Origin of the sequence: Kitasatospora brasiliensis (assembly GCF_032654805.1) — a bacterium.
GTDB classification, from domain to species: Bacteria; Actinomycetota; Actinomycetes; order Streptomycetales; family Streptomycetaceae; genus Kitasatospora; species Kitasatospora brasiliensis.
This window is the reverse complement of record NZ_JAUOOW010000002.1, coordinates 16712-39182: the sequence shown is the minus strand read 5'-3', so window position 1 is coordinate 39182 and position 22471 is coordinate 16712. Positions and strand designations below refer to the sequence as shown.

Genomic DNA, 22471 nt, shown 5'->3' with positions numbered 1-22471 from the left:
GAGGCGGGCGCCCGCCCCTCCCGAACCGGCCCCGCCGGCCAACCCCGGCGGCGGGGCGCCGACTTCGACGGCCCGGGCCGCTCGTTCACCCCCTGTGCGGCAGCCCGCGGAGGTTCCGCGCGGGCATCCCCTCAGGCCTCGCGCAGCAGCTCGCAGAGGGCCCGGACGGCTGCCGGGAAGGTGTGCTCCGGCGGGGTGGCGTAGCCGATCACCAGGGCGGGCGGGGTGTCGGCCGGTGGCAGGGCGGGGGCGCGGTGCCAGGAGAGGCCGTTGAGGGAGAGGCCGGCCTGCCGGGCGCGGGCGAGGAGTTCGGGTTCGGGGGTGGAGCCGGGCGGCAGCTGGAGGACGGCGTGCAGGCCGGCCGCGATGCCGGTGACCCGGACGTGCGGGGCGTGTTCGGCGAGCGCCGCGACCAGCTGGTCACGGCGGCGCCGGTAGTGCAGGCGGCAGCGCCGCACGTGGCGGTCGTGCGTGCCGGAGGTGATCAGCTCCGCCAGCGTCAGCTGGTCCAGCACCGGGGACATGGTGTCGGCCAGTGCCTTCAGCCGGGCGACCGGTTCGACCAGCGCGTCGGGCAGTGCCAGCCAGGCCAGTCGCAGCCCGGGGGCGAGGCTCTTGGCGCTCGTGCCGGCGTACACGACCCGTTCCGGGTCCAGCGCCTGCATCGCGCCGAGCGGCTGGCGGTCGTAGCGGAACTCGCCGTCGTAGTCGTCCTCGATGACGTACCGGTCCTGTTCCCGCGCCCACCGCACCGCTTCCGCCCGCCGTTCGGCGGACAGTGCCGCGCCGGTGGGGTACTGGTGGGCGGGGGTGAGCAGGACGGCGCCGGCCCTGGCGTCGAGCCGGTCGACCCGGGCGCCGTCCGCGTCCAGCGGCACCGGGACGGTGGTGAGCCCGGCGGCCCGGACGATCGCGTGCTGCGGCGGCAGCCCGTACTCCTCGACGGCCAGCGCGCGGGCGCCGCGCTCCCGCAGGGCGGCGCAGAGCAGGCCGAGGCCCTGGGTGACGCCGGTGCAGACGAGCAGGTGGTCGGGGTCGGTGCGCACGCCGCGGACCCGGGCCAGGTAGTGGGTGAGCGCCTGCCGCAGTTCGAGCCGGCCGAGCGGGCTGCTGTAGTCGAGGGCCTCGTGCGGTGCGGTGGCGAGGGCGCGGCGGGCGGCGGCGAGCCAGGCGGTGCGGGGGAAGAGCGACAGGTCGGGCCGGCCGGACGTCAGGTCGTAGCGGGCGGCGGGGCGCCGGGTCTGGGGCCGGGTCGGCCGTACGGCGGGTGAGGGTACGGCCCGGCGGGCGACGGTGGTGCCGGAGCCTTGCCGGGAGCTGAGCCAGCCCTCCGCGGTGAGCTGGCCGTACGCCTCGACGACGGTGTTGCGGGCGATCCCGAGGTCTTCGCCGAGCGCGCGGGAGGACGGCAGCCGGGTGCCGGGCGCGAGCCGCCCCTCCTGGACGGCTTCGCGCAGCGCGTCCTCCAGCGCGGCCCGCAGTCCGGCGCCGGCGGCCCGCCGCTCGGTGAGGTCCAGGTGCAGGTCGCCGCCGAAGGTGGTCCAGGGGGTGGTCCGGGAGGTGCTCACGGTCCCCATTCTCGCTACGGTGCCGCGCATGGCGAACTTCGTGGTGGCGGCAGGTGCTTGGCTCGGGGCCGGGGCGTGGGACGAGGTGGTGGCGGGGCTGCGGGAGGGCCGGGGCTGACGGTCGGGCGGATCGCCCGGATCGCGGCGGGGGCGACTCCGCTGGCGGCTGGTGGAGCTGGACACCGGGCACCGGCCGATGTTCTCCCGGCCGGTCGAACTCGCCAAGGTCCTGGCAGCGGTGGGGAGTCGGGCTCAGAGCGACAGGTAGATCGCGCTGCCGGCGCCGGCCACGAAGCAGTAGAGCGCGAACGGGGTCAGGCTGCGGGTCTCGAAGTACCTGGTGAGGAACCGGACCGAGACGTAGCCGGCCACGAAGGCGGCCAGGCTGCCCGCGAGGACCGGTCCGAGCACGCCGGAGTTCTCCGGCTTGAACAGCTCGGGCACCTTCAGCACCGAGGCGGCCAGGATGACCGGGGTGGCGAGCAGGAAGGAGAAGCGGGCGGCGTCCTCGTGGTGCAGGCCGCGCAGGATGCCGGCGCTCATGGTGACGCCGGAGCGGCTGATGCCGGGGAACAGCGCGAGGATCTGCGCGGCGCCGATCCAGGCGCCCTGCCCGAAGCTCAGCCTGGTCAGCCGCTGGTCGGAGGCGATCGCCGGGTCCGCGCCCGGCCCGCCGGTGGCGGGGGCGGGGGCGGCGTGCCCGGCTCGGCGGCGGCCGGTGCCGCCGCGCTTGAGCCGCTCGGCGCCGAGCAGCACCAGCCCGTTGAGGGCGAGGAAGACCGCGGCCGGGACGGGTTTGCCGAGTGCGTTGCGCAGTGCCTTCTCCAGTGCGAGGCCGGCCACGCCGACCGGGATGGTGGAGAGGACGAGCAGCCAGGCGAGCTTCTCGTTGCGGGTTTCCACCCGGCGGTGCCGGATCGAGCCGAGCAGCCCGTCGATCACCCGGACCCAGTCCTTGCGGAAGTAGACCACCAGCGCGAGGGCGGTGGCCAGGTGCAGGGCGACCAGGGCGGCGAGGTAGGAGGAGCCCTCGGCGGTCATGTCGAGGTCGTGCTGGACCTTCCCGCCGAGCAGGGCGGGCAGCAGGATGCTGTGGCCGAGGCTGGAGACCGGGAAGAGTTCCGTCACGCCCTGGAGCAGGCCGACGCCTATGGCTTCCGGGTAGGTCAGGGTCGACATCGCGCACCTTCACTGGGGGTCGGTGGCCCGCCGGGTCCGGGGCCGTCGCGAAGCTACTACGCGCATGTAGACGTTCGGCAGCCCCAGCCGCCCTCGCCGTCAGAAGTTCACCGACCGTACGGCCACCGGACACCGGGGGCGAGGTGCTCGATCAACGCCGTTGCCACGGTGGCCAGTACGGAGGCGGACGGGACGGCCCGGTGTGCCGCGCCGCCGAGCACGGCGAGGGCGGTCACCGCGGCCGGGGTGCCCACCAGCGGCAGGGCGACGGTCAGCGCGGCGAGCAGGCGGCGGCGGGGCTGGGTCGGGTGGTCCATGGCGGGTCTCCTCAGGGTTCGACCCGGCTCACGGTGCCGCCTCCCGCAGCGTCAGGTTCAAGTCCTTCCCGGTGGCCGGAGCCGGTCAGACCGCCGCGATCCGCCGCCACCCCACCCCGTCCGAGCCCACCGGCGCGACCGCGAAGTCGTAGCGCAGCAGCTCCGGCCCGAGCGCGAGCAGCGAGATCGACGAGGAGCCCCAGATCCGTCCGTCGCCGAAGTCCCGCCGCTGGACCAGTGCGGCGTCCGCGTCCGGCGCCAGCCCGTCCCCGGTGACGATCGGCAGCCAGCCGCCCCAGGCCGCCGCGGTCGGCCCCGCGCCGGTCGGCTCCGGCCGGGGCCCGGCGGCGAAGCGGGCGCGGAAGTGGGCGGCGCGCGCGGCCATCAGCGCGCGGACCCGCTCGGAAGTGGTCCGCCCGGCGGCCAGGCCTTCCAGCCCGTCGTTGAGCACCACGCTGAGGCCGGCGGGCAGTTCGCGCTCCGCCGGCCGCCGGCCGTCCCAGCTGGACACCCGGGCGCCGTCGGCCCGGACCAGGACGAGGTGGAACGGGTCGTACGGGGTGAGGTCGAGCCGGCCGATCCCGCCTTCCTCGACGGCGGTGAGCGGCAGCCGGCCGCGGGTGAGCCGGGCGGGAGCGGGGGCGGGCGGGCCGAAGCCGTTCAGCAGGCAGGCGGCGGTGCGCCGGCCCGGGTCGACGGCCAGCCAGGTGCCGCCGGCCACGAGGTCCATCCCGCCGAGCAGTTCGGGTCGGTCCGGCCAGTGGTGGCCCGGCGGCAGCCAGGCGCGGCCCAGGTACTCGTCCCGGACGGACAGCAGCAGGACGGGCACCGCCGATTCCGGCTCGATGCTGACGAACGCCGTGCACACCTCGCTGCCCCCTGACCTCGCACCGCACAGTGCGGCGATCCTCGTACGGAGGTTCGTACCCCGGAAGTGGCCCAGGAATCAGATGCCCGAACGCACCAGGACGGCAGGCCACCGCCCTCCTAGGCTGGCGGCATGACGACGAACGAGACCACCGTGAACGGGGCCCCGGTGCCCGCTCCCGAGCAGCGCCTGGAGATGTTCAAGCTGGCCCCCGAGTACTACCAGGCGATGATCGCCGTGGAGCGGGCCTCCCGGAAGGGCCTCGATCCGCGGCTCGCCCACCTGGTCAAGGTGCACGCCTCGATGATCAACGGCTGCGCCTTCTGCATCGACATGCACTCCGACGAGGCCCACAAGGTCGGCGAGCAGGACCACCGCCTGCTCTCCCTCCCGGCCTGGCGCGAGGCCCCGTGGTTCACCGCCCGTGAGCGCGCCGCCCTGGCCCTCACCGAGTCGATCACCCTGGTGGCCCAGACCCACGTGCCGGACGACGTCTTCGCGGTGGCCGCCGAGCAGTTCGACGAGACCGAGCTGGCCCAGCTGATCGGGCTGATCGCCACGATCAACGTCTGGAACCGGCTCAGCATCGCCATCCGGATGAGCCCGGCCGCGAAGTGAGCGCCGCCGACGTGAAGGCCGTGGACGGGAACGCCGTGGACGGGAGTGCCCAGCGGGAGAAGGCCCGGCTGCTGCGCGAGCTGCACCGGCCGGGCGAGCCGCTGGTGCTGGCGAACGCCTGGGACGTGCCGAGCGCCCGGCTGGTGGCCGACGCCGGGGCGCGGGCGGTGGCGACGGCCAGCGCCAGCGTGTCCTGGTCGCTCGGCTGCGCGGACGGCGGGGGCGCCGACCGTGAGCAGGTGCTGGCCCGGACCGCCCAGATCGTCCGCGCGGTCGACCTGCCGGTCACCGCGGACCTGGAGAGCGGCTTCGCGGACACGGCCGCCGGGGTCGGCGAGACGATCACCGCGCTGCTCGCCACCGGCGCCGTCGGGGTGAACCTGGAGGACGAGGGCCGCCCGGTGGCGGAGGCCGCCGAGCGGATCGCGGCCGCCCGGGCGGCCGCGGACGCGGCCGGGGTGCCGCTCTACGTCAACGCGCGCACCGACGTCTACCTGCGCGGGATCGGCGCGCCGGAGGGCCGGCTGGACGACGCCGTCCAGCGGCTGCGGGCGTACCTGGCGGCGGGCGCGGACGGGGTGTTCGTCCCCGGTGTGTCCGACCCGGAGACCATCGCCGCCCTGGCCGAGGCCGTCCCGGCGCCGCTGAACGTGATGGCCGGCCCGACCACCCTGTCGGTGGCGGAGCTGGCGAAGCTCGGGGTGGCCCGGATCAGCCTGGGCCCCGGCCTGGCCGAGGCGGCGTACGCGGCGGTGCGCCGGGCCGCCGAGGAGGTGTACCGGAGCGGTACGTACACCGCTCTCGCCGACGGGCTGAGCTATCCGGAACTCAACCGGCTGTCGTCCGCGGACTGATCCCGGGGCTTCGTGGCCGCCGCGGGCGGCCGGCCGTTCGGGGGTCGGCCGGCTGCCCACGGAACAAGGCTGCCCGCGGAACAAGGCTGCCGAGCAGGGCTGCCCGGCAGCGGTTCGGGCCGGGTCAGTTCAGGACGTGCCCGCTGAGCCCCGGGTGCTCCATCTGGTTGTCCCCGATCGCCTCGATCTCGTGGGCGGCCTTCCCGACCACCGGGAGCTTGCCGGCGGTCTTCAGGGCGAGGTCGGTGGGGGAGAGGCTGAGCCCGTCGGTGAGCCCGCCGGTGACGTCCGGCGAGGCGGCGGTCTGGGTGGTGGCGGAGGCCGCCGGGACGGCGAGGGCGAGGCCCGCCATGGTGAGGGCGGCCAGGGTGGCGAGTTTCTTCATGCCCTGGCGAACGACCCGGACCGCCCTCAGGTAACCGGCCGGCCCGGACCGTCACCCGCACAAGGTCGGACCGTCACCCACAGGGTGCGCACGCCGTTGCCGACGAACGACGGGAGCGGCTCGTTGGTCCGCCCCGGCGCCAGGGCCAGCCCGGGGAAGCGGGCGAACAGGTGTCGCAGCGCCGTCTCGGCCTCCAGCCGGGCGAGCCCGGAGCCGAGGCAGAAGTGCGGGCCGTGGCCGAGCGACAGGTGCTTGGCGGGCTGCCGGGTGAGGTCGAAGCGGTCCGCGTCGGGGTAGTGCCCGCCGTCCCGTCCGGCCGCCGCGTACGAGGCCAGCAGCGCCTCGCCGCGCCGGATCACCACGTCGCCGACCGCGATGTCCTCGATCGCGTAGCGCAGCGGGAACTGCCCGACCGGGGAGTCGTAGCGCAGCGTCTCCTCGACCACCGCCGACCAGGGCTGCCGCCCGTCCAGGACGAGCCGCAGCTGGTCCGGGTGGGCGAGCAGGGCGCGGACGGCGTTGGTGATCAGGTTGAGCGTGGTGTCGTGTCCGGCGACCAGCATCAGCAGCAGGGTGCCGACCAGTTCGGCCTCACTCAGTCGGTCGCCCGCCTCGCGGACGGCGATCAGGCCGCTGGTCAGGTCGTCGCCGGGCTCGGCCCGCTTGGCGGCCACCACCGAGGCCAGCAGCGCGTCCAGGCCCTGCTGCGCGGCGAGCGCCGCCGCCGGGGTGGCCGCGCTGGAGATCATGGTGTCGGACAGCTCGTGCAGCTCGTCCTGCTGTTCCGGAGCCAGGCCGAGCAGTTCGCCGATCACCTGCATCGGCAGCGGGTAGGCGAAGTGCCGGCGCAGGTCGAACTCGCCCTCCAGCTCGGCGACTTCGTCCAGCAGTGCGACCGTACGGGCCTCGATGGCGGGGGCCAGCGCGGCGATCCGGCGCGGGGTGAAGGCCTGCGAGACCAGCCCGCGCAGCCGCCGGTGGTCCTCGCCGTCGGCGGTGACCATGCCGGGGACGGTCACGAAGCTGAGCAGCGGCCAGCCTTCCGGCAGCCCGCCCTCCCGGAAGGTGTTCCAGTGCCGGGCGTCCTTGCCGACCCGGGGGTCGGCCAGCAGCGACTGGAGGGTGTCGTGGTGGGTTACCGCCCAGACCACCACCCCGCCAGGGAGTTCCACCAGGGTCGCCGGGCCTGCCGCCCGGAGCCGGGCGTTCTCGCCGTGCTGGTCGCGGCCGAAGGGGTCGAGTCTGACGGGTTCAGCGCGGTGTCCGGAAACGGCGGCGGTGTCCATGCGGGCCTCTCGGGGGCTGGCGGACGGGGCGGGGTGAAGGCGCTGTAGAGCACCGGAAGGGCGTTCAGGGACCGCGCCCAGGGGGACGGTCGCCACGTCAACTCGCTGGCTGGTACGGCCAGTTGGAGATCCGGCAGGCGGTGCAGCAGGGTCTCGACGGCGGTCTCGACGATGATCCGGGCCGGCTGCTGGGCCGGGCAGACGTGCTTGCCCGCGCCCCAGGCGAGGTGCGCCCGGTTGCCGCCGAGCGAGCCCTGCGCGGCGGCCGAGACGCCCTGCGCGGCCGGGTCGGCGTTGGCCGCGGCCAGGCCGAGCACCAGCAGGTCGCCCTGGGAGATGTACTGGCCGCCCAGGACGGTGTCGCCGGTGGCCCAGCGGCCGGGGAAGTTCTGCGTCGGAGGGTCCCGCCAGAGCACCTCCTCCAGCGCGTCGGAGACGGTCAGCCGCCCGCCGGTGAGGGTGGCCCGGAAGCGCCGGTCGGTGAGCAGCAGCCGCAGCGTGTTGCCGATCCAGCAGATGGTCGTCTCGTTCCCGGCGACCATCATCACCACCAGGTGGTGCACCGCTTCGTCGTCGCTCAGCGCGGCCGGGTGGGCCAGCAGCCAGGAGGTGAGGTCGGCGCTGGGCACGGCCCGGCGGCGCCGCACCAGGTCGACCACGATCGCGTGGAACTCCTCGTTGGCGCGGATGGATTCGGCGCCGCTGTCGGAGATGTCGTTGATCAGCCGGATGAAGTGCGGACCGGCCTCGGTGGGCAGGCCGAGCAGCTGGGTGAAGACCAGCAGCGGCAGCAGCCGCGCGTACTGGGTGACCAGGTCGGCGGTGCCGTCCGGGCCCCAGCTGTCGATCAGCCGGTTGGCGGCGGCCTCGGTGGTGCCGCGCAGCTGCCGGTGGTCGATCTGGGCGAAGGTGTCGACGACGGCGGTGCGCAGCCGCTGGTGCTCGGCGCCGTCCAGGTTGAGCACGGTGGGGCGCCAGGAGGTCATCGGGATCAGCCGGGAGTCGGGTGCCAGCCGGCCCTCGGCGGGCACCCGCCAGCGGCGCGAGTCCTTGGAGAACAGCGCCTCGTTGCGGGTGAGTTCGAGCAGCTCGCCGTAGCCGAGTACGAGCCAGGCCTCGACTCCGGGCTCCAGCTCGATCGGCGCGACCGGGCCGTAGCGTTCGCGCAGCCGGGCGTACAGGCCGTGCGGGTCCTCGGCGAGGGCCGGGCCGTACAGCGGGGTCAGCGGCACGCCCACGGGCAGCCCGCCGGGCAGGCCGCCGCCGTGGGCGACGGGGCAGCCGCCGGGGTTGCCGGGGGCGCCGGGGATGCCGGGGGGTTCGGGGGCGGTCATCCCTGGAGCTCCAGGATCGAGCTGCGGTGCAGGTGGTCGACGAAGTCGATCAGCAGGTCGTACGACTGCCGTCGGTCCCGGGCGTCGCAGAACAGGATCGGCACCTCCGGTAGCAGGTCCAGCGCCGAGCGCAGCTCCTCCTCCGGGTAACTCGGGGTGTCGGGGAAGGTGTTGACGGCCACCGCGAACGGGATCCGCTGCTCCTCCAGCCGGCCGAGCACGTCGAAGCTCTCGTCCGGGCGGCGCAGGTCGACCATGGCGATGGCGCCGAGCGCACCGCGCGACAGGTCGTCCCAGAGCGGCCAGAACCGCTGCTGTCCGGGCGTGCCGAACAGGTACAGCGCGAGCCGGGAGTTGAGCGTGATCCGGCCGAAGTCCAGCGCCACCGTGGTGGTGGACTTGCCGGGGCGGCCGGTGAGGTCGTCGACGCCGCTGCTGGCGGCGGTCATGGTCTCCTCGGTGCGCAGCGGGGTGATCTCGCTGAGCGAGCCGACCAGGGTGGTCTTGCCCACCCCGAACGGACCGGTGACCAGGATCTTGACCGCGCCCTGCACCGAGGACGGCAGGTACTGCGGCCCGTCGGCGGACCCGGAGGCCCCGGGGACGGCTTCAGCGGAGTTGGCGGAGGCCAACGAGCACCTCTTCCAGGAGGGTTGCGGGCAGGCGTTCGGCCTGCGGAACGGGCGGGAGCACCTGCACGGCGCCGAGGTCCCACAGGTCCCCGACCAGCACCTTGACCACGCCGAGCGGCAACCCCAGGTGGGCCGCCACCTCGGCGATGGACAGCAGACTGTGACAGAGGCCGAGGATGCGCCGGTGCTCCCGGTTCAGCAGCGCGTGCTCGGGCAGTTCCGGCGGCCCGGGTAACGCGCTGACCAGGCTCTCCACGGCCAACTCGGCCCGGGTGGGGCGGCTGCGCCCTCCGGTGATGACGTACGGCCGGACCGGGCCGCTCACCGGTGGCCCCCCGGCGCGTGGTCGACGCGCGGCGGGCTGGTGAGGTGGGTGCCGATCCGCTCGACCAGCACCTGCATCTGGTACGCGACCAGGCCGGCGTCCACCGCCTCGCCGGCCACCACGGCCAGGTGCGCGCCGGCCCCGGCCGCGACCACGAAGAGGTAGCCGCCGCCGTACTCGATGATGATCTGGCGGGTGGCGCTGCCCGGCCCGCCGAAGCCCGCCGCGACGCCGCGGGCCAGCGACTGGAGCCCGGAGCAGGCGGCGGCCAGTCGCTCGGCGTCCTCGCGCGCGATGTCCCCGCTGCGGCCGATCTCCAGGCCGTCGTTGGAGACGACGACGGCGTGCTGGACCTGCGGGACGGCGATGATGTCGGCGAGCAGCCAGCCGAGATCAGGGGTGGTGGTCATGGAACTCTCCGGAGCGCTGGGGAAGTCGGGGGGAAGCGGGGCGGGGAACGGTCAGTGGGGTCCGGGCGGGATCTGGGTCCGGGCGGCCGATCGGCCGCTGGCGGTACCGGCCTGGAACATCGCCATGAACGCCTGCGCGTCCCGGGCCGAGCGGTAGGGCGGCGCGGGCGGTGGGGTGGGAGCGGCGTGCTGGGCGGGGCGGGACCCGCGGTCCCGCCGGTGGCTGCGGCGGGGCAGCGGCGGCGGGGTGTCGCCGGCGGCCGCGGACCGCCCGGGCGGCGGGGTCTCCACCAGGGGGTGGCCGGCGGGGAAGGCCGGCCGGGGGTCGGGGGTGAACGCCCGGTCGTCCGGCCCGAGTCCGGGGACGGTGGGCGGCAGCGGCTCGGTGAGCAGCGCGTTCGGCAGCAGCAGGACCACCCGGACACCGCCGTACGGCGAGGGCGCCGAGCTGAGCGTGACCCGGAAGCCGTACTGCTCGGCGAGCCGGCCGACTGCGGCCAGGCCCAACTGCGGCACCTCGCCCAGTCGGGAGACCTCCAGGGTGCTGCCCCCGGCCAGCGCGGCGGCGGCCTTGGCGACGGCCTGCTCGGGCATGCCGACGCCGCCGTCGTCGATCTCGATGACGGCGCCGTTGTGCACCGGCATCAGGGTGACGAACACCTGGGTGCTGGGCGGGGAGTAGCGGGTGGCGTTGTCCAGCAGCTCGGCGATCGCGTGGATCAGCGCCTCGGCCGCGGCGCCGACCACCGCGGTCTCGATCCGGCTGCGCACCACCACGCGCTGGAACGGCAGGATGCGTCCCTGGGCGCCGCGGACGACGTCTTCCAGGGAGACCGGTTCCGGCCAGTGCCGGCCGGCCCGCGCGCCGCACAGTACGGCCAGGGTCTGGGCCAGCCTGGCCTGTTGGGCGGCCGCGTGGTCGGCCTTGAGCAGGCCCTCCAGCAGCGCCGGGTCGTCGTGGGTGCGTTCCATCTCGTCCAGCAGCGCCTGCTGGTCGTGGGCCATCACCAGGATGCGGCGGGCGACGCTGAGGAAGGCCCGCTGGGTGGAGGCGGTGTGCTCGTGTTCCTGCTGGGCGGCGGCGAGTTCGGCGCCGCGGCGGGCGAGTTCGGTGGCGAGCCGCTCCTGGGCGGTGGCGAGTTCGCGGTGCAGCCGGTCGGCGCGGCCGCGCTGGGTGACGGACACGGCTCGGTACCGCGCGGCGGCCACCAGGGCGAGGACGGCGAGCACGCCGGTTGCCGTTACGGACCACTGAGTCATCGTCACGCCGCGAATTCTAGGGTGATGATCCTACGAAGGTGTGAACGGATCTCGCCAAGTGACCGGATCTTGTCAATATCGAGTCAATTCGGCGCCAATCGGCACTCGTTCGACCTCGATCCCTCCACCTGGGGAGGCGTCCGAGCGCTCCGGCCGGTCCCCGCGACAGCGTCGGAATCGCGCCGGTTGGCCGGATCGCGTCCCGCGATGTGTGGGGTTGGTGCTCGCGGTGTCGCGAAAGGGCGTGGTCGGGCGTGATCGGGCGTGGTTGGGCGCGGTCGGGCGTGGTCGGGCGCGGGGACCCTAAGCCGGCCAGGCGCGCAGCCCGGTGGTGAGCGTGGCGATGAGCCGGTCGTGGGTGGTGGCCAGGTCCTCGCCGAGCTGGAAGGCGCCGGCGGTGCTGAGGGAGGCGAAGCCGTGGGCGACGGAGCGGACGGTCCGGGCGGCGTGGATCGCCTCGGAGCCGTCGAGGCCGTACTCCCGCAGGACGGCGATGATCACGCCGACCAGCCGCCCGCCCGCCGCGGCCAGGTCGTCGTCCGGCTGCGGCGCCTGGGGCAGCGCGTTGTAGCGGTGCGGGTGCTCGGTGGCGTACGCGTGGTAGGCGCGCAGGACGGCGGCCACCGCGTCGTCCCCGCTGCGGCCGACCGCCGCCGCGGCCAGCCGGTCGGCCAGGTCCCCGGTGACCCGGACGGCGATCAGCCGCCGCAGTTCGGCGAGGCCGCCGCTGACGTGCTTGTACAGCGAGGGCGTGGCGACGCCCGCCCGGGCGGCGACGGAGGCCAGGGTGAGCGCCTCGGCGCCCTGGTCGTCGATGAGGGCGAGGGCGTGGTCGACGACCTGGTCGGGGGTCAGTCCTACGCGGGGCATGGCTTCGGGTCCTTCGTGCGGCGGTCGGATGGAGGAAAGAGGAGGGGGCGTTCAGCCGAGCTCGGCGAGGAACGGCAGCAGGGCGTCCGCGGTGGCCGCCGGGTTGTCGGCCATCGGGTAGTGCCCGGAGCCCTCGATCATCACCTTCCGCGCGCCGCCCAGCGCGGCGGCCTGCCGGTCGGCGACCAGTTCCGGCTTCGGGAAGTCGGGGTCCTCGCTGCCCATGACCACCAGCGCCGGGCACCGCACCGCGGCCGTCCAGCCGACCGGCGCCGAGTCGCCGTGGACGTACCCGCGGGTGGCGGTCTTCCGCCCGGGGGTGCGCAGCGCGGTGACCAGCCCGTCCACGTACGCGTCGAAGTCGGCGGGCTTGGCGCCCGGGAAGGCCATCTTGCGCAGGTAGAAGCCCCAGGCGGCCGGCCAGTGGACGAGGGCCGCGCCCAGCAGCCCCATGGCGCCGCGCATCAGGGCGCCCGGCGGCGGGTTCTCGACGAAGGCGTCGATCAGCACGATGCCGGCGACCCGCTCGGGCGCGTCCCCGGCGGCCTTGACGACTGTCGCCCCGGTGTAGGAGTTCCCGGCGAGGACGGCGCGCTCGATGCCGAGGTGGTCGAGCAGGGCGAGCACGTCGCCGGCCAGGGCGGCCGGGCTGTAGTCGTCCCAGATCAGGGAGGACTCGCCGAAGCCCCGCAGGTCCATGGTGACGACCCGGTGGCCGGCCGCGACCAGCAGCGGGCGCAGGTGCCGGTAGGTGGCCCGGCTGTCGAGCATGCCCGGGAGCAGGACGACGGGGGTGCCCTCGCCCTGCCGGGTGTCGTCGAAGGAGATCCGGCCGCCGGGAACGGCCAGGTACTGGGTGCTCGGGGTGATGGTGCCGTTCATGGGGGTCCTCCTCGGGCCGCCGGCGCGGGGTCGGCGTTACTGCCGATAGCCATAAAGCTAAGGCTAATAGCCTTAGCCGTCAAGCGTGACCGTCAAGCGTGACCGCCAAGCGTGACCGTCGAACGCGACCGCCCGGCATCCGACTCGGCCGGCGCGTCAGACCCCTTCGACCTTGAACGGGTCGTGCTCGCTGAGCAGCTTGTCCAGCCGGGCCTGGTCGACCCGGGTGACCATCTCGTTGGACTCCTGGCGGTCCCGGATCACCTTCGCCAGCGTGAACGCGGAGGTGACGGTGTAGAGGAGGCCGAGCCCGAGGAAAGCCCGGGTCCAGGCGCCGACCGGCAGGCAGGCGATCCCGGCGGCGAGGGCGGTGCCCGACAGGGCGAAGGAGAGGACGGCCTGGACGTGGTAGGCGGCCGTGGTGCGAGTCTTCATCGGTGCGCTCATGGCGTCAGGATGCGACCGCCGGCGCGGGCCGCACATGAGTAGGTGTACTCAGATGGGCCCGGGTATGAGGGGCCGTTCGTTGACGTCCGATCACCAGGGCCTAAGCTGCTCCAAACGGGTGGCTTGGAATCAGGGCCTCCTAGGATTAACGTTTGATAACGCAGCGCGGTTGTCAACGCCGTACCCAGACGGCACCGTGCGCCGTCGCCTAATCCCGCCGGCCGGCCTCCGGGCAGGCCAGGGAGCCGGGGAACCATGTTCCTTGGGGTGAATCGGCGGGGCCCCGGCCCGGCCGTAGGAGACCTTCCTGCTCCGAACCCGTCAGCTAACCCGGTAGGCGCGAAGGAAGGAAAGGAGCGCGCCTCCGTGGCGTCGACGCATACCCAGGCACAAGCCGGTACCCAGCTTCTCGACCACCCCGGCACGGACGGCCCCGAGGACTTCGGTCCGGAGGCCTTCGGCGCGGAGGCCGAGGCCAACCGCCACCGGATGCCGCGTCAGATCCGCGGAACCTCCCCGCTGCTCGGCGTCACCGCCGTCGCCGCCACCCTGGGCGCCACCGGCTTCGCCTCGGCCACCCCGGCCGCCGCGCCCGCCGTCGAGATCCCCGACGAGACCCCGGTCGCGCTCGCCGCCGACCCCGGCCTCGCGCTCGCCGCCCGCATCCAGCACCAGGCCGACAGCCAGCGCACCGCCGCCGAGGAGAGTGCCCGGGTCCAGGCCGCGCAGGAGGCCGAGGCCAAGGCCGCCGCCAAGGAGGCCGAGGCCAAGCGCGCCGCCGAGGAGGCCGAGCGGGCCAAGGCCGCCGCCCTCACCCTCCCGGTGACGGACTACCGGCTCTCCGCCCACTACGGCCAGAGCGCCCGCTACTGGGCCCATCTGCACACCGGCCTGGACTTCGCCGCCGACACCGGCACCCCGGTCCACGCGCTCGGCCAGGGCACCATCACCTCGGCCGGCTGGGCCGGCGCGTACGGCTACCGGATCGTCGAGACCCTGCCCGACGGCACCGAGATCTGGTACTGCCACCTCTCCTCGATCACCAAGGGCTCCGGCCAGGTCGTCGCCGGCCAGCAGATCGGCAAGGTCGGCGCGACCGGCAACGTCACCGGCCCGCACCTGCACATGGAGGTCCGCCCGGGCGGCGGCGCCCCGGTCGACCCGGAGCCCTGGCTCCAGCAGCGCGGCCTCAACCCCTGATCCCAGCCCCACCCGCGGAGCCCCCGAACCCGGGGGCTCCGCTTTTCGCGCTCTACTCCTCGGCGGGCAGCTGCTCCTCGGCGGGCGACTGCCCCTCAAAGAGCAGCTGCTCCTCGGCGGGCAGCTGCTCCTCGGCGGGCAGCTGGGCCAGGTACGCCTCGATCTCCTCCTGGCCCGGCTCCGGCGCCAGCTCCGGGAACTCCGTCACCAGCAGCCGCGGCAGCCCCGGCACCGTCCACTCCCCGAACAGGTCGAGCGCCGCCTCCACCGCGGCCTCCTCGAACCGGTCGAAGTCCCCGGTCAGCTCGTCCGGCATCGGCCGCCCCTGCGCGGTCAGCTCCGCGAGGTTGCGGTAGCTGCGCCGCATCAGGCCCTGCTCCAGCAGTCGCCGCGCGCCGTCCGTGGCCATGCCGACCGACAGGATCCGGCCCGGTCCCCAGCCCTGCTCGTCCGGCTCGTCCAGCCAGCCGGTCGCCGCCAGGGCCTCGAACGCGGCCAGTCGCTCCTCCTGCGCCAGCTCGCCGAAGCCGGCCAGCCAGTCCCGGACCGCCTCCGGGTCCGTGACGTCCACGTCGTACGCGTGCAGCAGCAGCGCGTACAGCCGGGGCCAGGTCACCAGATCGGCGCGGCGCAGCAGCCCGGCCGCGACCTCGCCCTGCCACTCGGCCTCCGCGTGCAGTCGCTCCTGGCGCTTGGCGTTGAGCCGCCGGGCCGCCCGCTGGTGGTCGACCAGCAGCCGGACGGCGTCGCCGTAGGCGAGCGGGTCCTCCTCGGGGGCGGGTTGGACGTACAGGTGGAGGCGCTCGTACAGCAGGTGCTCCACCGCGTTGGAGGTCAGTTCGGGCCAGCCGTCGTGCATCCTGCCCTCGCCCAGCTCCAGCAGCGCCAGCACCGCGCGCAGCGGCTGCTCGGCCACCGGCGCGCGGCCCTGCTCGGCCGCCCAGGCGAGCAGGTCGGCGGCCTTGGTGCGCGGGGCGAGCCGCAGGTCTTCGTCGTTCATAGTCCGAACGGTAGCCGCCGGGCGGGGATAGGGTCGGCAGCCATGGTCCCTGTACGACTCACCGGCCCGCGCCTGGGCATCCGCGAGTACCACCACACCGAGGACGAGGTGGAGGCGCTGCACGCGCTGTTCGGCGACCCGGAGGTCACCCGGTACCTGCCGTTCGGGCCGAGCGGCCGGGAGGACTGCGCCGACCAGCTGGAGCTCTACCTGGAGGAGGCGCTGGCCGAGGAGCGGGACACCTACCGGCTGGCCGTCACGAGGCTCGCCGACGCCGACGATCCGGGGGCGGCGCCGCCGATCGGGCAGGCTTCGCTGGGCCTCGGCGGGCACCGCGCCGCCGACCTCGGGTGCGTGCTGGCCCGCGACGCCTGGGGCCGCGGCTACGCGGGCGAGACCGTCGGCCTGCTCTGCGGCCTCGCCTTCGGCGCCCTGGACCTGCACCGGCTGACCGCCCGGGTGGCCGTGGACAACACGGCCTCCGTCAAGGTGCTCACCGGCCTGGGCTTCCGGCGGGAGGGGCGGCTGCGGCACGACGGGTTCAAGAACGGCGCCTGGTACGACTCGTACCTCTACGCGCTGCTCGCCGACGAGTGGCGGCCGGACGCGGCGGCGGGAGGCCGACCCGGGGGTTAACCCCACCCCCGATCCGCCAGGCCTCCACATCCCCTCCGACCTGGGCATCCGCCAGACTGGACGACGTCAGCGGGACGAACGAGACGTCAGCACGAGGGGCCGGGGGCCGGGAGCATGAGCAGCAGCCACAGCGTGGAGGACCGGGACTGGGGCTACGAGAGCGACCGGCGCCCGGCCGGGGCCCGCCCGACGGGGCAGCGGCCGGCCCTGTGGCGGGCGCCGTTCTCGGCGTACTACCACCGCGAGGTCGGCTACGCGCTCAGCGGCCTGCCGGTGGCGATCGCCGGTTTCGCCGTCTCGATCATCATGTTCTGCTTCGGCCTCGGCACCTTCGTCACCGTCCTCGGTCTGCCCGTGCTGGGTGCCCTGACCAGTACGGCCCGGGGCTTCGGCCGGCTGGAGCGGGCCCGGGTGCGCGGCATGCTGGCCCTGGACGTCCCCGGCCCGGAGCCGGTGCGCCAGGTCCGCCCGGGTGCCTGGGGCGCGATCACCGCGCGGCTGGGGGACGCGGCCGGCTGGAAGGCCGTGCTGTACCAGGTGGTGATGTTCCCCTGGGCGGTGTTCAGCTTCACCGTGACGCTGGTGTTCTTCCTGCTCGGCTGGGGGCTGACGCTCTACCCGCTGTACCACTGGATCTACAAGGCCTACACCCCCTGGGGCGGGCTGCGGCTGTTCGACTCCCTCGACGACGACGGGGTCCGGCACTTCTACGAGATCCAGTCGGTGTGGCAGATCGCCGGGGTGTCCTTCATCGGGCTGGTGCTGGTTTTCCTCACCACCCAGCTGGTCCGCGGCGTGACCAACGTCAACCGGGTCGCCGTCCGGGGCCTGCTCGGCCGCTGACGTCCACCGCCTCGGCCCCGCCCGCCTCCGGATCGGACTCCGGATGCGGGCGGGGCCGCCGCGTGTTCGGATGGCCGGGTGGCCGTCGGCATCCCCCTCGCCTCCCCGGACGTCCTGGTCACCTCCCGTCCGCTGGACGAGTACTGCGCCCTGTTCGGCCTCACCCGGGCCGGGCTCGCCGCCCTGCCCGGACCGCTGCTGGACTGCCCCGGCGGTGCGGCCGCACTGGCCGCCGAGGCGCGCGAACTCGGGTGCCGGGTGATCGCCGTCGATCCGGCGTACGCGCTGCCGCTGTCGGCGGTCGCGGACCGCGCCCTGGCGGCCCGGGCGGCGATGGCCGCCGCGATGGCCGCCCGCCCCTGGCTCTACCCCTCGCCCCGCCCGCACCGGTCCGAGCGCTATCTGCGCAGCTGGGACCGCGCCCGCCGGCTGTTCGCCGCCGACTCGGCCGCCCACCCGCAGCGGTACGTGGCCGCCGCGTTGCCCCGGCTGCCCTTCGCGGACGGCGCCTTCGCCCTCACCCTGAGCGGTCACCTGCTCTTCGCCTATCCCGAATTCTTCGGCCTGGAGGGCCAGTTGGCCGCGCTGGTGGAGCTGGTCCGGGTCACTGCGGCGGATGGTGAGGTCCGGGTGCAGCCGCTGTGCGACGGGTACGGCCACCGCTGCGGCCATCTCGACCCGCTGCGGTACGCGCTCGGCGAGCGCCGGATAGCCAGCGAGGTCCGTCGTGTCCCCGGGCCGGTGGAGGGCCGGACCCTCCGGGTCCTGGTGCTGCGGGCCGCCGACCACCGGCGCCGGGGCGCCCGGTCGACGGTCATGTAATAGTCACAATGCCTCTGCGCCCCTATACTCGCCTTCATGATCGAGACGACCATCCGGCGCGCCGACGAGACCGACGCCGACCGGCTCACCGACCTGGTCCAGGCGTCCTCCGCCTACCACGGCGAGTACGCCCCGATGCTTGAGGGCTACCGGGTGACGCCCGAGTACATCGCCCGCCACGAGGTGTTCCTCGCCGCCGATTCGGCCACCGGCCAACTGCTCGGCTTCTACGGCCTGATCCGCGAACCAGCCGAACTGGACCTGATGTTCGTCGCCGACGAGGCCCAGGGGCGCGGCACCGGCCGCGAGCTGATCGGGCACATGCTGGAGCTGGCCCGCCGCGCGGGGATTGCGGAGGTGCGGGTGGTCTCCAACCCGCCCGCCGAGCAGTTCTACCTGCGGGTGGGTGCCGAACGCGTCGGCACCTTCCCGGCCCGGGGGCGGATCACCTGGGACCGCCCCGAACTGCGCTTCACCGTCCGGGCCCGCTAGAGGCGGTCTCGTTGGTCCCTACTCGGCGAGCAGGACGGCCGGCAGCGGGGCCTCCAGCACCAGGGCCCGGGGGAGCGTCAGACCGAAGTGCCGCTCCAGCACCCCCAGGGTGGTCCGGTGCACCTCGCGGTCCGCTCGCTCCTCGTCCGGCAAACCTTCGGCGCTCAGCAACTCCTTGACGGCGCTCGCGACTCCGGGGTCTCCGGCGACCTGGCCGTTGCCCCAGGAGTCGTCCAGGTGCAGATTGAACGAGCACACCGTCCGGCCGTCCCGGTGGTAGTGGAACATCGGCGGCACCGGCTTGCCGTTCTCCTCCTCGTACTCCATCAGGAAGACCTCGGCCTCGCCTTCGGAGATCGCCGGATCGTTCCGGAATTCCCCGAACCAGCCCCCGTACGCCACCGCGAAGGTCCACCCGTCGCTCACCCCCAACCGCAGTCCGATCCCGTCCCAGGCGTCCCCGTACTCCGAGTCCAACGCCTCGACCAGCCCGTCCCCGGTGAGCTCCCCGACCGGCTCCACCGTCCGCTCCGACCACTGGGCCGAGGCCGCGATCCGCGCTGCCAGCGCCTCGACCCCGAGCCCTCGGGCCAGCGTCACGCTGTAGCCGCCGAAGGCGATGCTCTGTGGCTCCGCGAGCCAGGCGATTCCGTCCGTCATGCGGGAGATCCTGCCGCACCGCACCGACAGACCCTAGGCGTACGCGGGTGAGGGTGGGGCGCTGTTCCGCCTGAGTGCTTCTCTGACTTGGGCGGCGTGGCGATGGACGGCGGCCGGGGGGAGCGCGCCCGGGCGGGGTGGCGGGGGTGCCGGGGTGCCTCGGCAGGAGCGGCAGAGGCCGCCGAGGAGGGCTTCGGGGCGGCAGGGAGTGCGGCAGGCCGTGCACTCGGGGACGCGGGCGAGTGGTTGGGGCGGGTGGGGGCGTTCCGGAGGGAGTTTGTCGAGCAGGCGGCGGCGGGTGAAGGCGGCCGGGCTGTGGATGTCCTGGGGGAGGCCGTTGGTGAGGGCGATGGTGAACAGGGCCGGGGTGGCGCCCCGGGCGAACCACTCGGCGGCGAGGGGTTCGAGGGCGGTGCAGTCGGCGGCGGAGAGGGCGAGACGGGGGTCGGCGAGGCCGAGGCCGGCCAGGGCGGCGTAGGCGGCCGAGGAGAGCGGGGTGTGGTTGCGGACGGGCGTTCGCTCGTCCGGGGGATCGGGGTCGGCGGGCGTTGACGCGCCACCCGTGTCGCCGCTGCCGCCGGTGGCGAGGAAGTGGTTCCACCAGGCGTCGGAGCGGGGCGTGCGGGAGAAGTAGGTGTGGAACACCCAGCGGCAGTCCTTGGAGCTGATGCGCTCACGGACGCGGCGCAGGTGGCCTGCGGTGGAGAGCCTGTTGAGGGCGGTGCGGCAGGCCGCCTGCCCGTAGTGGGGCTGGAGGACGGCGAGGGACTTGATGTCCATGGCGGCGCCGTCGGGGAGGTGGTCGATGAGCGAGGCGAGATAGGCCTCGCGGACCGGGAGGTGGGTGAAGTCGGTGGCGGAGCGAGGAAGTTGCTCCGGCGCGGACTGCTTGCCGTACCCGGGGACGGCCATCGCGGTAGAGTCGTGGGTAGCCACAGGATCGAGCTCGATTCGGTCGTGTCGGTCAGACCCCCGTTCGGTGTTGCGAGCACCGGCCGGGGGTTGTTTCGTTGCTGCGCACGCTACATGGCCGAACTGCCTGTGGAAAAGTCGTGACGATAAGTCATATGTGCAGCTCGCAGGGCCGGTTAGGTAGGTGGTTTTACCTCACCGTTCCATTGAGGGTCACTCGACGGGCGCCCCTTGAGCTTCGGGCGCGAACGAGACGAACGCGGACCAGGCTTCGGGGGAGAAGGCGAGGGTCGGGCCGGTCTTGTCCTTGGAGTCGCGGACATGGATGGTGGAGGGGCAGGCGGCGACCTCGACGCACTCGCCGCCTTCGGTGTTGCTGTAGCTGGACTTCACCCAGGAGGCGGCGACTTCGACGCAGTTGCCGCCCCCGGTCCCGCTGTAACTGGACTTCACCCAGGCGACGGCGACTTCGACGCAGTTGCCGCCGGCGGTCCCGCTGTAACTGGACTTCACCCAGGTCAGGTTGGTGCTCATAGCTCCTCCGCCACCTTGCTGATGAAACGCGCCGACTCCTCGGGGCTGAGGGCCTGCCGCTGAATCATCGCATGGCGTTGCCACAGTCCATTGACCTTCACTGGGTCGGAATAGAGGAGTCCCATGTCCTGGCCTTCCTCGTAGGCGAGGCGCTCATGCTGGGGAGTCTCCAGCAGGACGAAGGCGCCGTTGACTCCCGGGTGCAGGGCGGTGGCGGGCACCACCTGGATGTCGATGTGCCGGGGTTTGCCGGCCTCAAGGAGGCGCTCCAGTTGCTCCTTGTGCTCCGCAGCCGTGCCGATCCGGCGGAGAAGGGCGAACTCGTCGATGAGGAAGTTGAACGACTTGGTCTGGTTGCCGAGGATCTCCTGGCGAGCCAATCGGGCCAGGAGTCGCGCCTCCAGGGTGTCATCGTCCAGCGGTGGCCAGTTCACGTTCAGCAGGGAGCGGACCGTGGGCTCGGTCTGGAGCAGACCGGGGATGAGCTGGCTTTCGTATGAGCTCAAGACGGCCGCCTCGGGCTCGTAATCCATGAAGTCCTGCGAGTAGGAGGGGAACTTCTCCGGCACCATGAATGCGGCTGCCGCGACCAGCATCCCGCTCGCGTCACACAACTCATCGGCGGCTTCGAGCAGTTGGAGTGTCGGCCGCCGCCGACCCGCCTCCATCGACCGCACGCTCTCGATGTCGTAGTTGGACGCCTTGGCCAACTGTTCCCGTGTCACGCCCGCCCGTTGGCGAGAACGCTTGACCTGATCGCCGCCGTACTTCCAAGCCATCGGGTACTGATTCGGCGTGCTCACGGCCCCGCGCCCCTTCCTGCCCTGGCCACAGGGCGGTCAAGCTCTCGCTGTACCTGCGGTGTTGCTCCCGAGGCTATTCCCGCCTGCCGAGGCTTGAAGAGTGAAATGGCCGAACTCAGCTCTCCCGAGTGAAGCAGACTTTTTAGGAGTTGCCCCCGGCATCCGGCTGCGCCGGCACTCCCGCCGCCGGCCGGTCCGGCAGCAGAGCCGTCGCCGGAAGCCGGGAGAGGATCTTCTCCGCCAGCCAGCTGCGGTCCGACCCGTACGGGATGCCCTGCGGGTCGACCAGCTGCGCCGCCACCGCGTCCCGCAGCCGCTGCGCCCCGTCGGCGGGCAGCCAGGACAGCATCCCCCGGGCGGCCAGCAGCGCGTGGTACTGCTCGAAGCCCGAGCGCGGGTGCTCGATCGCGTCCAGCACGCTCGACAGGTCCCCGAGCGTCGGATCGCCCTGCATCAGCGCGAGCGCCTGGATCCGGCGGCCTTCGGAGCCGTCCGCGAAGAGGTCCCGCACCTGGTCGGCGGTGAGCGCCGAGCGTCGGGCGGTCGAGCGGACCTCGGCCACCACGCCCCCCGGCCCGGCCGCCGGGTCGGCGGAGGGCGGCAGCTGCCCGGCCAGGGCGGCCGGGTGCTCGGCGCTGCCGCCCAGCAGCCCGAGCTGCTGCATCGCCCGGACCCGCAGGTCGTCCGCGCCCACCTTGTCGCCGTGCCGGTCGCGGTCCTGCCCGGCGAGGAAGAGGTCCAACGCCTGGTCGGTCTCGGTCAGCGCCTGCGGCAGCGCCAGGCGGGTCACCAGCCAGCCGGCCAGGAAACCGAAGACCAGGAAGTACAGCACCAGCGCCGCCGAGAACGGCACCGCGCCCTCGCCCCCGCCGAGCGCGGGCGCCAGCGTCGCGCCGAGGCTGTGCAGCCGCTCGCCGAGCGAGCCGAGCTGGGTCAGCCCGACGCCCAGCAGCACCTTGGTCAGCCAGTCCGAGACCTGCTCCAGATTGGTGTTCGGCGCGTACGAGCCCTGCGGCTCCTCGGCGCCGCCGCGCACCCGGGGCACCCCGAACAGGAAGCCCAGCGCGCCGCCCAGCACCACCGAGGCCCCGACCACCACCAGCCCGCCGCCGAGCGCCTGCCCGGGGTGCTCCCGGCCGAACGCGAACAGCAGCAGCCCGAGGAGGCCCGTCCCGGCCAGCACCCCGGTGGCACCCCACCGCGCCGTCCGCGCCGTCGACCCGCCGCCCAGCCGCCGCGCCCTCGCCATCGCCTACCCCCTGTGCCCGCGCCGCTCCGCTCCGGAACCTCGCGCAGACTTTAGCGCCGCGCCCCCGGCACGGGAACGCAGACGG

At 73.9% G+C, this 22471-nt stretch carries 27 protein-coding genes, 1 pseudogene and 1 riboswitch; of the genes and pseudogenes, 8 read left to right on the top strand and 20 right to left on the bottom strand.

What is annotated here, in order from left to right:
* Nucleotides 1-131: 131 nt before the first annotated feature.
* Entirely contained in the window at nt 132-1568 is a 1437-nt protein-coding gene (pdxR, locus tag QWJ13_RS08015; RefSeq protein WP_316521837.1) for a MocR-like pyridoxine biosynthesis transcription factor PdxR, read from the bottom strand.
* Between the two features lie 160 nt (nt 1569-1728).
* On the opposite strand from pdxR, the pseudogene QWJ13_RS08010 reads away from it, so the two are divergent.
* A pseudogene (locus QWJ13_RS08010) lies at nt 1729-1836 on the top strand (alpha/beta hydrolase); the annotation flags it as partial.
* Here QWJ13_RS08010 and QWJ13_RS08005 read toward each other — a convergent pair.
* From QWJ13_RS08005 to QWJ13_RS07995, 3 genes are all read right to left on the bottom strand, one after another.
* A complete protein-coding gene (locus QWJ13_RS08005; RefSeq protein WP_316521835.1) occupies nt 1821-2747 on the bottom strand; it encodes an undecaprenyl-diphosphate phosphatase in 927 nt (308 codons plus the stop codon). The pseudogene QWJ13_RS08010 and the gene QWJ13_RS08005 sit on opposite strands and share 16 nt — an antisense overlap.
* A gap of 107 nt (nt 2748-2854) precedes the next feature.
* Nucleotides 2855-3064, bottom strand: a complete 210-nt coding sequence (locus QWJ13_RS08000) for a hypothetical protein (RefSeq protein ID WP_316521833.1) — start codon at nt 3062-3064, stop codon at nt 2855-2857.
* A gap of 85 nt (nt 3065-3149) precedes the next feature.
* The gene (locus tag QWJ13_RS07995; protein ID WP_316521831.1) at nt 3150-3932 is read right to left on the bottom strand and encodes an NRDE family protein; all 783 of its coding nucleotides are present in this window, start codon (nt 3930-3932) and stop codon (nt 3150-3152) included.
* Nucleotides 3933-4064: 132 nt separating this feature from the next.
* On the opposite strand from QWJ13_RS07995, the gene QWJ13_RS07990 reads away from it, so the two are divergent.
* Complete coding sequence (locus QWJ13_RS07990) at nt 4065-4550, top strand: carboxymuconolactone decarboxylase family protein (protein ID WP_316521829.1); 486 nt, start codon at nt 4065-4067, stop codon at nt 4548-4550.
* Nucleotides 4547-5404 (top strand): isocitrate lyase/PEP mutase family protein, encoded by an 858-nt coding sequence (locus QWJ13_RS07985; RefSeq protein ID WP_432277458.1) that lies wholly within the window; start codon nt 4547-4549, stop codon nt 5402-5404. The genes QWJ13_RS07990 and QWJ13_RS07985 overlap by 4 nt, the downstream gene beginning before the upstream one ends.
* Nucleotides 5405-5528: 124 nt before the next feature.
* Here QWJ13_RS07985 and QWJ13_RS07980 read toward each other — a convergent pair whose 3' ends face one another.
* From QWJ13_RS07980 to QWJ13_RS07935, 10 genes are all read right to left on the bottom strand, one after another.
* Nucleotides 5529-5789, bottom strand: a complete 261-nt coding sequence (locus QWJ13_RS07980) for a hypothetical protein (RefSeq protein ID WP_316521828.1) — start codon at nt 5787-5789, stop codon at nt 5529-5531.
* A gap of 26 nt (nt 5790-5815) precedes the next feature.
* Entirely contained in the window at nt 5816-6961 is a 1146-nt protein-coding gene (locus QWJ13_RS07975; protein ID WP_316521827.1) for a cytochrome P450 family protein, read from the bottom strand.
* Nucleotides 6925-8409: a cytochrome P450 gene (locus QWJ13_RS07970; RefSeq protein WP_316521825.1), complete on the bottom strand. Its 1485-nt coding sequence runs from the start codon at nt 8407-8409 to the stop codon at nt 6925-6927. The genes QWJ13_RS07975 and QWJ13_RS07970 overlap by 37 nt, the downstream gene beginning before the upstream one ends.
* Nucleotides 8406-9041 (bottom strand): GTP-binding protein, encoded by a 636-nt coding sequence (locus QWJ13_RS07965; protein WP_316521822.1) that lies wholly within the window; start codon nt 9039-9041, stop codon nt 8406-8408. Before QWJ13_RS07965 ends, QWJ13_RS07970 begins: the two co-directional genes overlap by 4 nt.
* Complete coding sequence (locus QWJ13_RS07960; protein ID WP_316521820.1) at nt 9019-9366, bottom strand: DUF742 domain-containing protein; 348 nt, start codon at nt 9364-9366, stop codon at nt 9019-9021. Before QWJ13_RS07960 ends, QWJ13_RS07965 begins: the two co-directional genes overlap by 23 nt.
* Nucleotides 9363-9776, bottom strand: coding sequence for a roadblock/LC7 domain-containing protein (locus QWJ13_RS07955; RefSeq protein ID WP_316521817.1), 414 nt, complete (start codon nt 9774-9776; stop codon nt 9363-9365). The genes QWJ13_RS07960 and QWJ13_RS07955 overlap by 4 nt, the downstream gene beginning before the upstream one ends.
* A 51-nt stretch (nt 9777-9827) precedes the next feature.
* Complete coding sequence (locus QWJ13_RS07950) at nt 9828-11036, bottom strand: ATP-binding protein (RefSeq protein ID WP_316523918.1); 1209 nt, start codon at nt 11034-11036, stop codon at nt 9828-9830.
* 303 nt (nt 11037-11339) lie between these two features.
* Nucleotides 11340-11906, bottom strand: coding sequence for a TetR/AcrR family transcriptional regulator (locus tag QWJ13_RS07945; RefSeq protein WP_316521815.1), 567 nt, complete (start codon nt 11904-11906; stop codon nt 11340-11342).
* A gap of 51 nt (nt 11907-11957) precedes the next feature.
* Nucleotides 11958-12788, bottom strand: a complete 831-nt coding sequence (locus QWJ13_RS07940; RefSeq protein WP_316521813.1) for an alpha/beta fold hydrolase — start codon at nt 12786-12788, stop codon at nt 11958-11960.
* 156 nt (nt 12789-12944) lie between these two features.
* A complete protein-coding gene (locus QWJ13_RS07935) occupies nt 12945-13235 on the bottom strand; it encodes a YiaA/YiaB family inner membrane protein (RefSeq protein WP_316521811.1) in 291 nt (96 codons plus the stop codon).
* A 195-nt stretch (nt 13236-13430) separates the two neighbouring features.
* A riboswitch (cyclic di-AMP (ydaO/yuaA leader) is annotated at nt 13431-13589 on the top strand.
* 12 nt (nt 13590-13601) lie between these two features.
* Between QWJ13_RS07935 and QWJ13_RS07930 the strand changes: the two genes are divergently transcribed.
* Nucleotides 13602-14435: a M23 family metallopeptidase gene (locus QWJ13_RS07930; protein ID WP_316521808.1), complete on the top strand. Its 834-nt coding sequence runs from the start codon at nt 13602-13604 to the stop codon at nt 14433-14435.
* A gap of 52 nt (nt 14436-14487) precedes the next feature.
* On the opposite strand, the gene QWJ13_RS07925 is transcribed toward QWJ13_RS07930, so the two are convergent.
* The gene (locus QWJ13_RS07925) at nt 14488-15435 is read right to left on the bottom strand and encodes a hypothetical protein (RefSeq protein WP_316521806.1); all 948 of its coding nucleotides are present in this window, start codon (nt 15433-15435) and stop codon (nt 14488-14490) included.
* Between the two features lie 42 nt (nt 15436-15477).
* On the opposite strand from QWJ13_RS07925, the gene QWJ13_RS07920 reads away from it, so the two are divergent.
* The 4 genes from QWJ13_RS07920 (at nt 15478) to QWJ13_RS07905 (ending at nt 18228) form a co-directional block, all read left to right on the top strand.
* The gene (locus tag QWJ13_RS07920) at nt 15478-16071 is read left to right on the top strand and encodes a GNAT family N-acetyltransferase (RefSeq protein WP_316521804.1); all 594 of its coding nucleotides are present in this window, start codon (nt 15478-15480) and stop codon (nt 16069-16071) included.
* A 114-nt stretch (nt 16072-16185) separates the two neighbouring features.
* On the top strand, nt 16186-16914 hold the full coding sequence (locus QWJ13_RS07915) for a sensor domain-containing protein (protein WP_316521802.1): 729 nt from the start codon (nt 16186-16188) through the stop codon (nt 16912-16914).
* Between the two features lie 78 nt (nt 16915-16992).
* Complete coding sequence (locus tag QWJ13_RS07910) at nt 16993-17736, top strand: hypothetical protein (protein ID WP_316521800.1); 744 nt, start codon at nt 16993-16995, stop codon at nt 17734-17736.
* Between the two features lie 36 nt (nt 17737-17772).
* Complete coding sequence (locus QWJ13_RS07905; protein WP_316521798.1) at nt 17773-18228, top strand: GNAT family N-acetyltransferase; 456 nt, start codon at nt 17773-17775, stop codon at nt 18226-18228.
* Nucleotides 18229-18246: 18 nt separating this feature from the next.
* Here QWJ13_RS07905 and QWJ13_RS07900 read toward each other — a convergent pair whose 3' ends face one another.
* From QWJ13_RS07900 to QWJ13_RS07880, 5 genes are all read right to left on the bottom strand, one after another.
* Entirely contained in the window at nt 18247-18888 is a 642-nt protein-coding gene (locus QWJ13_RS07900) for a DUF6461 domain-containing protein (protein ID WP_316521797.1), read from the bottom strand.
* Between the two features lie 33 nt (nt 18889-18921).
* Nucleotides 18922-19800, bottom strand: a complete 879-nt coding sequence (locus tag QWJ13_RS07895; protein ID WP_316521794.1) for a hypothetical protein — start codon at nt 19798-19800, stop codon at nt 18922-18924.
* Between the two features lie 213 nt (nt 19801-20013).
* Nucleotides 20014-20334, bottom strand: coding sequence for a DUF397 domain-containing protein (locus tag QWJ13_RS07890; RefSeq protein ID WP_316521792.1), 321 nt, complete (start codon nt 20332-20334; stop codon nt 20014-20016).
* Nucleotides 20331-21137: a helix-turn-helix domain-containing protein gene (locus QWJ13_RS07885; RefSeq protein WP_316521791.1), complete on the bottom strand. Its 807-nt coding sequence runs from the start codon at nt 21135-21137 to the stop codon at nt 20331-20333. The genes QWJ13_RS07890 and QWJ13_RS07885 overlap by 4 nt, the downstream gene beginning before the upstream one ends.
* A 142-nt stretch (nt 21138-21279) precedes the next feature.
* On the bottom strand, nt 21280-22386 hold the full coding sequence (locus QWJ13_RS07880) for a hypothetical protein (RefSeq protein WP_316521789.1): 1107 nt from the start codon (nt 22384-22386) through the stop codon (nt 21280-21282).
* Nucleotides 22387-22471: the final 85 nt, after the last annotated feature.

Excerpts from the sequence above, each read along its gene's own strand:
- QWJ13_RS08005 (WP_316521835.1), bottom strand. The coding sequence starts at position 2,747 with ATGTCGACCCTGACCTACCCGGAAGCCATAGGCGTCGGCCTGCTCCAG.
- QWJ13_RS08000 (WP_316521833.1), bottom strand. The coding sequence starts at position 3,064 with ATGGACCACCCGACCCAGCCCCGCCGCCGCCTGCTCGCCGCGCTGACC.
- QWJ13_RS07990 (WP_316521829.1), top strand. The coding sequence starts at position 4,065 with ATGACGACGAACGAGACCACCGTGAACGGGGCCCCGGTGCCCGCTCCC.
- QWJ13_RS07980 (WP_316521828.1), bottom strand. The coding sequence starts at position 5,789 with ATGAAGAAACTCGCCACCCTGGCCGCCCTCACCATGGCGGGCCTCGCC.
- QWJ13_RS07970 (WP_316521825.1), bottom strand. The coding sequence starts at position 8,409 with ATGACCGCCCCCGAACCCCCCGGCATCCCCGGCGCCCCCGGCAACCCC.
- QWJ13_RS07955 (WP_316521817.1), bottom strand. The coding sequence starts at position 9,776 with ATGACCACCACCCCTGATCTCGGCTGGCTGCTCGCCGACATCATCGCC.
- QWJ13_RS07950 (WP_316523918.1), bottom strand. The coding sequence starts at position 11,036 with ATGACTCAGTGGTCCGTAACGGCAACCGGCGTGCTCGCCGTCCTCGCC.
- QWJ13_RS07945 (WP_316521815.1), bottom strand. The coding sequence starts at position 11,906 with ATGCCCCGCGTAGGACTGACCCCCGACCAGGTCGTCGACCACGCCCTC.
- QWJ13_RS07940 (WP_316521813.1), bottom strand. The coding sequence starts at position 12,788 with ATGAACGGCACCATCACCCCGAGCACCCAGTACCTGGCCGTTCCCGGC.
- QWJ13_RS07935 (WP_316521811.1), bottom strand. The coding sequence starts at position 13,235 with ATGAGCGCACCGATGAAGACTCGCACCACGGCCGCCTACCACGTCCAG.
- QWJ13_RS07925 (WP_316521806.1), bottom strand. The coding sequence starts at position 15,435 with ATGAACGACGAAGACCTGCGGCTCGCCCCGCGCACCAAGGCCGCCGAC.
- QWJ13_RS07920 (WP_316521804.1), top strand. The coding sequence starts at position 15,478 with ATGGTCCCTGTACGACTCACCGGCCCGCGCCTGGGCATCCGCGAGTAC.
- QWJ13_RS07915 (WP_316521802.1), top strand. The coding sequence starts at position 16,186 with ATGAGCAGCAGCCACAGCGTGGAGGACCGGGACTGGGGCTACGAGAGC.
- QWJ13_RS07905 (WP_316521798.1), top strand. The coding sequence starts at position 17,773 with ATGATCGAGACGACCATCCGGCGCGCCGACGAGACCGACGCCGACCGG.
- QWJ13_RS07900 (WP_316521797.1), bottom strand. The coding sequence starts at position 18,888 with ATGACGGACGGAATCGCCTGGCTCGCGGAGCCACAGAGCATCGCCTTC.
- QWJ13_RS07895 (WP_316521794.1), bottom strand. The coding sequence starts at position 19,800 with ATGGCCGTCCCCGGGTACGGCAAGCAGTCCGCGCCGGAGCAACTTCCT.
- QWJ13_RS07890 (WP_316521792.1), bottom strand. The coding sequence starts at position 20,334 with ATGAGCACCAACCTGACCTGGGTGAAGTCCAGTTACAGCGGGACCGCC.
- QWJ13_RS07880 (WP_316521789.1), bottom strand. The coding sequence starts at position 22,386 with ATGGCGAGGGCGCGGCGGCTGGGCGGCGGGTCGACGGCGCGGACGGCG.